Annotated in this window: 7 protein-coding genes; 2 read left to right on the top strand and 5 right to left on the bottom strand. The window is 38.1% G+C overall.

Annotation, left to right across the window (positions count from 1 at the left end; all coding sequences use genetic code 11):
* Positions 1-174 precede the first annotated feature (174 nt).
* The 5 genes from GQR46_RS13155 to GQR46_RS13135 all read right to left on the bottom strand — a co-directional run bounded on the left by GQR46_RS13155 (position 175) and on the right by GQR46_RS13135 (position 5823).
* Complete coding sequence (locus tag GQR46_RS13155; protein WP_165741184.1) at positions 175-1176, bottom strand: ABC transporter ATP-binding protein; 1002 nt, start codon at positions 1174-1176, stop codon at positions 175-177.
* A gap of 10 nt (positions 1177-1186) precedes the next feature.
* Complete coding sequence (locus GQR46_RS13150) at positions 1187-2017, bottom strand: carbohydrate ABC transporter permease (protein WP_165741183.1); 831 nt, start codon at positions 2015-2017, stop codon at positions 1187-1189.
* 2 nt (positions 2018-2019) lie between these two features.
* Positions 2020-2892: a sugar ABC transporter permease gene (locus GQR46_RS13145; RefSeq protein WP_165741182.1), complete on the bottom strand. Its 873-nt coding sequence runs from the start codon at positions 2890-2892 to the stop codon at positions 2020-2022.
* Between the two features lie 144 nt (positions 2893-3036).
* The gene (locus tag GQR46_RS13140) at positions 3037-4341 is read right to left on the bottom strand and encodes a sugar ABC transporter substrate-binding protein (RefSeq protein ID WP_165741181.1); all 1305 of its coding nucleotides are present in this window, start codon (positions 4339-4341) and stop codon (positions 3037-3039) included.
* 153 nt (positions 4342-4494) lie between these two features.
* Positions 4495-5823: a hypothetical protein gene (locus tag GQR46_RS13135; protein WP_007377151.1), complete on the bottom strand. Its 1329-nt coding sequence runs from the start codon at positions 5821-5823 to the stop codon at positions 4495-4497.
* A gap of 529 nt (positions 5824-6352) precedes the next feature.
* Between GQR46_RS13135 and GQR46_RS13130 the strand changes: the two genes are divergently transcribed.
* Positions 6353-6736, top strand: coding sequence for a response regulator (locus GQR46_RS13130; protein WP_165741180.1), 384 nt, complete (start codon positions 6353-6355; stop codon positions 6734-6736).
* A 13-nt stretch (positions 6737-6749) separates the two neighbouring features.
* Positions 6750-7655 (top strand): MoxR family ATPase, encoded by a 906-nt coding sequence (locus tag GQR46_RS13125; RefSeq protein WP_165741179.1) that lies wholly within the window; start codon positions 6750-6752, stop codon positions 7653-7655.
* Positions 7656-7713: the final 58 nt, after the last annotated feature.

Here is a 7713-nt window from a genome sequence, read left to right as displayed (position 1 = left end):
TAAATTATTTTATTAATTTTGGAATATCTATTTATCAATAACGTTTTTGTTATTTATAATTGTAAATATACCATTCCTTAATAAAAAATACCTAGGTTTCATAGGATTATGTAATTAGAATTTAGTTAATAGCACCCTTATAAAGGTGCTATTTAAGGTAATTAAAAATTGGCTTTAGCGAATAGTTAAACCGTTATTATCAAACTTTAATACTTTATCTGCTGGTGCGCTTAGGTAAATACTGTCGCCATATTTTAGTGGGCAATCACCATCTGCTTTTACTGTTACGGTCCCTTTGCCTTCAATATTTATATGTAAAAAGCTCTCCGATCCTAAATGCTCAATTACACCTACAGTTCCAGCCCAAGTACCTTGCTCAGTAGAGAGTGTTATATGCTCTGGTCGTATACCAATACAGCTAACATTCGCATCTTCATTTTGTGGAGCATCTATAAAATTCATTTTTGGCGAACCAATAAAACCAGCTACAAATTTGTTTACAGGATTTTTGTAAAGCTCTAGAGGTGTACCTACCTGTTCAATAATACCGGCATTAAACACAGCAATTCTGTCTGCCATTGTCATGGCTTCAACCTGATCGTGCGTAACATAAATCATTATTGTGGCTAAACTTTTATGTAATTCAGATATTTCTAAACGCATATTTACACGTAGCGATGCATCAAGATTTGAAAGTGGCTCATCAAACAAAAATGCCGACGGTTGACGTACAATAGCGCGCCCTATTGCAACACGTTGGCGCTGACCACCCGATAATTGCCCAGGTTTTCGGTCTAAATAATCGGTTAAATTAAGTATTTTAGCGGCGTTTGCAATTTTACTTTCGATTTCTGCAGGGCTCACTTTTGCTCTTTTTAAAGGAAAAGCAATATTGTTACGTACGCTCATATGCGGGTATAACGCATATGATTGAAACACCATTGCTAAGCCTCTTTTAGCAGGCGGTGTTTTTGTAGCGTCAACGCCATCTATTTCTATATTACCGCTGGTTGTATCTTCAAGCCCTGCAATCATTCGTAATAAAGTAGATTTACCACAGCCCGACGGACCAACAAAAACGATAAATTCGCCATCTTTTATTTCTAAGTCGAGTGGCTTAATTACGTTAACTTCATCAAAGTTTTTAGTTACTTGTTTTAGTGTGATGCTGCCCATGTGTATTCTCCTATTTTACTGCGTCGAAACTTAATCCGCGCACTAATTGTTTTTGACTAAACCAACCAAGTATTAAAATTGGCACAATGGCCATGGCAGATGCTGCCGATAACTTAGCGTAAAATAACCCTTCAGGGCTTGAGTAACTGGCAATAAATGCCGTTAAAGGTGCAGCATTAGCAGCGGTTAAAATAAGAGTCCAAAATGCCTCATTCCACGACAAAATAACATTTAACAATAACGTTGATGCTATACCAGGTAAGGCTATTGGCAATAAAACATGAAATATCTCTTCGCCAATTGTTGCGCCATCCATACGTGAAGCTTCAAGTATTTCGTTTGGTATTTCTCTAAAGTAGGTGTAAAGCATCCATACCATTATTGGTAAATTAATCAGTGTCATTACAATCACTAAGCCTAACTTTGTATCGAGTAACGCAAAGTCACGAAACAATAAGTAGATAGGAATAAGCACGCCTACTGGTGGTAACATTTTGGTTGAAAGCATCCACATTAATAGATGCTTTGTTTTTTTAGTTTGAACAAAAGCCATAGACCACGCAGCAGGTACGGCAATTAATAAACCAAGTAAACTTGAACCTAATGATATAACCACTGAGTTCCAAAAATGGTTAAAGTAAGGTGAACGTGACAATACATCTCGGTAGTTTTCGAGTGTCCAATCGAACGCATATAAACTGGGGCTTACTGAAATTGCTTCGGCTTCAGTTTTAAAACTGGTGATTAGCGTCCACAAAATAGGAAAGAAAATCATACCGCTTATTGTCCATGTAGCAATGGTATAAATTAGTTTGGAACGACGGCTATCTTTTATAGTCATAATTAACCCTCCAAGTTTTTGCCAATTAAGCGCATTAAGAATATAGCGACAATATTTGCGATGATAACTGCAACTATGCCCCCTGCCGAACCGCCGCCTACATCGAACTGAAGTAGTGATTGCGTATAAATTAAGTACGTAATATTGGTTGATGAATACCCTGGACCACCACTTGTGGTCACTAATATTTCGGCAAAAATTGATAACAAAAATATAGTTTCGATTAAAATAACGGCCGTTACGGCGCGCGATAAGTGCGGTAATACGATGTAGAAAAACTTACTAAATGGACCTGCGCCATCTAAATCGGCAGCTTCTAATTGTTCACGGTCGAGTGATTGTATTGCTGTTAGCAGTATTAATGCTGCAAACGGTAACCACTGCCAAGAGACAATAATGATGATTGAAAATAACGGCATTTGAGCAAGAAAATCTATTGGCTCAAATCCGAGCCAAATTGCAAAGTGCGCAAATAAGCCATTAACTGGGTTCATTAGCATGTTTTTCCATACCAATGCCGACACAGTTGGCATTACAAAAAATGGTGCAAGTACCATTATGCGAACGTAGTTTCGACCCCATATTGCTTGGTCTAGTAAAATAGCTAAACCAATACCACCACAAATGGTGATAAGTAAAACACCGGTTACTAGGTAAAGTGTGTTAAAAAATGACTCAAAAAATGCCGGATCAGTTAGAAAAAATTCGTAGTTTAGAAAACCTACAAATTCTTTATCTCCTGGTACTAATAAATTGTAATCGATAAATGAAAAATACAATGTCATGCACAGCGGTACTATCATCCAAGCAAGTAATAAAATTACACTAGGAAGTAGCATAAGCCGTGCAAGCGTGCGCGAGTTAGTTGTTGCCATATGTAGACCTTAAAAAAGCCAACTCTATTTACTCTTAGCTACCGAGTGAAAATCAGAAACCCTTGATAGCGTTTATAACCAACAAGTAAATAGAATTGACATAAAATACAGGGTAAGCGTGAGGGCTTACCCGCCTATTACATGCTATTTGGGATAGCGAGCTTTACGCATTGTTCGCTCAACAAGGTGTTGAGATGTACTAAGCGCTTGTTTTACGGTCATTTGGCCTGTTAATGCAGCTGAAAACTGTTGGCCCACAGCGGTACCAATTCCTTGAAACTCAGGAATAGCAACAAACTGAATACCTACATAAGGCACCGGTTTAACGGTCGGGTTTTTAGGATCTGCAGATTGGATAGAATCTAACGTAATTTGTGCAAATGGTGCAGCATCCATGTACTTTTGGTTGTTGTAAAGGGATGTACGTGTACCAGGGGGGACTTTAGCCCACCCTTTTTTATCAGCTACAAGCTGAGTATATTCTTTAGATGTTGCCCAGCTAATAAATTTCATCGCGGCATCTGGTTTTTTACTACTTGCTGGTACAGCTAAAGTCCATGACCATAACCAATTACCACGTTTACCTAAGCCGTTATCTGGAGCAAGTGCAAAACCTACTTTATCGGCAACTTCAGAGTCTTTTTTGTTAGTAACAAATGCGCCTGCAACGGTTGCATCAATCCAAATACCACATTTCCCGGTTTGAAATAGTGCAAGGTTTTCGTTAAAACCATTTGCAGATGAACCAGCTGGTCCCGACTCTTTCATTACATCTACATAATACTGAAGGGTATTTTCCCACTCTGGGGTATTAAACTGTGGTTTCCAATTTTCATCAAACCAACGCGCACCAAACGAATTAGCCATTGATGTAATAAGCGCAACGTTTTCGCCCCAACCTGCTTTACCACGTAAACAAAGGCCATAAACACCTTCTTTTTTATCTGTCATCGCTTTAGCAGCTTTGCGTATAAAGTCCCATGTTGGCGCTTTAGGCATTGTCAGCCCCGCTTTTTCCATTAAATCAGTGCGGTACATAACCATTGAGCTTTCACCATAAAATGGTGCAGCATAAAGTTTGTCATTAATTGTTAAACCGCTACGGATTGCAGGGATTAAATCGTCTAAATCGTAGTTTTCACCTAAACTATCTAACTCTTTTAACCAATTTTGTTTGCCCCAAATTGGTACTTCATAAGTACCTATGGTCATAACATCGTATTGACCGCCTTTTGTTGCAACATCGGTAGTGACACGTTGGCGAAGAATGTTTTCCTCTAAAGTAACCCATTTTAGGTCTATATCAGGGTTTTGGCTGGTAAAGTCACTACTTAACTCTTTCATGGTGATCATGTCACCATTGTTAACAGTCGCTATTGTTATGGTTTCTTTTGCCGCAGCGCCCATGCTTATAAAGCCACACGCGAGCATAATTAATTTATTTTTCATCGGGTAATTCCCCATACACGTTATGTTCTAACAAGTGCTATTAAATTTCAATCTATTGCCAATTCTATATATGGCAGTTTTAAAGCATAAAACTGCCCGCAAAGTGCCTTTTTAGGCGCTTTGTATAAATAGATAGACTAGTTGGATAATGATTTAAAATTTAACAGATATTTCAGAAGTGAAGCCGTCAAATCCTTTACCGATTTGGCCGCCCGAATTAACACCTTCTTCTTGGTTAACATACTCAACTTTTAAAAGCGTTTTATCGTTAAACCAGTAACCTGCGGCTACTTGAATACGCTCTACTGTGTTGTCTGTCTGTTCAATTAAGTCGGAAGTGTTTTCGGCTTCTGCATAACGAGCCGCTACATATAGCTTTTTAGGGATTAGATATTGTTGTGCTTCAAACACGAAGTACTCAACCGATGAGTCGCCTTCTATTACACTGTTTGAATCAAAAGTCGTGCCATTTTCATCAGCTATGCCGTTTGTACCAAAGTAGGTAATACCGGCAACTGCATTACCAGCGGCATCTGCGAACGTGTAGTCATCAGATGATTTACCAACCATAAAAATTAAGCTAGTTTCATCAGATGGTTGATAAGCTAAGTTAAGCTGGATGATTGATTGCTCAAGCCCTGGCATTGCGCCAACATGAGTGTCACGCTCGTTCGAAGGTGACGCTGAGAAGTTATAGTTTTCACCATCGCCAAAGCGATAGTTTGTTGTGGTTACACCATCAAGACTGGCTACACCGTTTTCAAAACGTAACTGGTCGCCTTGATTGGCTTTTAATAAGTTTAAACCTGCTTTAAAGCCACCTTCAAATTCTAGAGTACCTTGAAGTCGGTAGTTATAACCTCTGTCTTCTTGAAACGCTTCACCGAAACTTGAAGTCGTAATGTGACCTGTAACATTATAAGCACGTACTACACCACTATCGAAAGTTTCGCTGTAACTTAGCTGTGCGCCGTTTTCTGCGGTTGCGTAATCGGTAATACCATTACCAATAAGTGCATTACTTTGGTTATCTGCGCCGTCTTGAAAACCTTTAAATTGAAATGGTGAGCCACCAATATTACCCAAACGCAGTGTTAAATTTGCGTTTTCTTTTGGTGTGCCATAAAGACCTAGTAGGTCAAATTCAACACCTGCAAAATCGTTGTGAAATGAAAAGTCACGATCTTCGCCACCAAAGTCATTAGGCTCTTCTGCAATATCTATATCGGCAGTGATGAACTCGTTAATATGAAATTTAAGCATTAGATTAGCTCTAATACGGCCAAATCCTGATTCTTGTTCTTCATCTTCTGGACGAAATGCGCCGTCTTTAGCTTGAATTGACTGAAAGTTTTGCATTAGTAAAAAGTCTACGTCAACGCGATCTAAATATTCAGAAATATCAGCCTGTGCTGGAGCCGATGTAGCCATAGCTGCCGCTATGAGAGAAATTGCAAATTTAGTCTTTTTATTATTCAACATAATAAGCTCTTTATTTAGTGTGGTGTGTGATGCCAACTTTATTAAATTGCATATTCATTTAATGAAATTGGTATTAATTCAGTGTGTATAGATGAGGCTGGCTGAGCAAAACATTAAATAGTTAATGAAATTGCACTTGTGAGCATAAGCCCATCTACTGAGCATAATCACAGAATGAATTTAGAAGGTCAACGATTTTTTATTACAAAACGTTTACAAAAAATCGAATTTTTATGTAAATATTTTTGAATCAATAAGTTAAGTAGCAAATTTGTTACATCAGATTTTGAGGAAATAAAGTGTAGGATTAAGGGATTTATTGTAGATACGTCATTATTGTTCAATACAATTAATAAAAATATAAGTTAGTAGAAGCTATGAAAGCAGGTAATCCTTTAAAAATAGGTTGTTGGGCAAACCTATAAACAGTTTATTTATTAGTGTTTTTTAAGTAACGTTCTTGAGCTTATGATGGGGTTAGCTTAGTATTAAAGCACTTAGATGTATTCAAAATAGAAGTAACCTACATATGGAATTTGTTCGCCCGCTAGAGCCCATCCTCATTATTGATGACGTTAAGGAAATTCGTGATTATCTAAACCAAATTTTAACTGACTTAGGGTTTGAAGATATATTAGAGAGTGCTGATTTTAGCTCTGCCAAACCTATTATGGACAATAAACCGCCAGGCGTTATATTTGTAGATGTAGATTTACCTGACTCTAACGGTGCAGATATATTGGAATACATTAATAGTACTTACCCGCACACTCATGTTGTTATGTGCTCTGGCCACAATAGTCTCGAAAACGTACAAAACACGTGGGAAATGGGCGCTAAAGGCTTTATTGCAAAACCTTTCAACACAAAAAAAGTAGACACTGTAATGAAGCGTCTTGAAATAATAGAATAATAATAAGGTTAGCATGCATAGTACTGTTACTGCGATTATAGACGATCTTTCGAGTGTTATATTTGGTAAACAACAACAAATAAAACTGGCACTTACATGCTTATTTAGCGAAGGGCATTTACTCATTGAAGATTTGCCTGGTATGGGAAAAACCACTCTTTCTCATGCATTGTCAGCTGTGCTAGGTTTATCGTATCAGCGTATTCAATTTACCAGTGATCTTCTGCCTGCTGATATTCTGGGTACTAATGTGTTTAACTCTACCGAGCACAGTTTTACGTTTCATAAAGGCCCTATTTTTAGCCAAGTTGTTTTAGCTGATGAAATAAACCGCGCCGGACCCAAAACACAAAGTGCATTGCTTGAAGCAATGGAAGAGCAACAAGTAACAGTCGATGGAAAAAAATATACGCTGCCAAATCCATTTTTTGTGATAGCAACACAAAACCCGATTTACCAATCAGGTACTTATCCGTTACCTGAGTCGCAATTAGACCGTTTTTTAATGCGTATTAGCTTAGGTTTTCCACCTAAAGAAGCCGAAAAACGCTTAATTTTGAATATGCAAAAACGAGATTACAGTCAGTTACCTAGGCGTATTAACCAACAAGAGTTAGCGGTAATTCAAACCCAGATTAGCCAAATTACTTTAAGTAGCCCAGTTATTGACTACATTATAGAGCTTGTTAATTATACACGCACAAGCAACGCTTTTGCAGCATCGTTATCACCGCGTGCCAGTATGGCTCTGGCTAAAGCGGCTAGGTCGTGGGCCTTTATTGAGGGTCGTGATTTTGTAATGCCAGAAGATGTTCAAGCCGTATTTGCAAGTGTGTGTCAGCATCGATTAGGTTTGCATAATGAGTCCGGTGAAGCGCAAGTAAACGATATTTTAAAAAACGTTTTAGTTCCGGTATAAACTTTCATGCCAAAAAAAACAGCTAAGCGCCCTTCTTTATTTAAGTCATTTAAGCGAG

Origin of the sequence: Pseudoalteromonas sp. Z1A6, from assembly GCF_011378745.1 — a bacterium.
Lineage (GTDB): Bacteria > Pseudomonadota > Gammaproteobacteria > Enterobacterales > Alteromonadaceae > Pseudoalteromonas > Pseudoalteromonas arctica.
The sequence above is the reverse complement of the archived record's forward strand: the minus strand, read 5'-3'. Positions and strand labels throughout refer to the sequence as shown.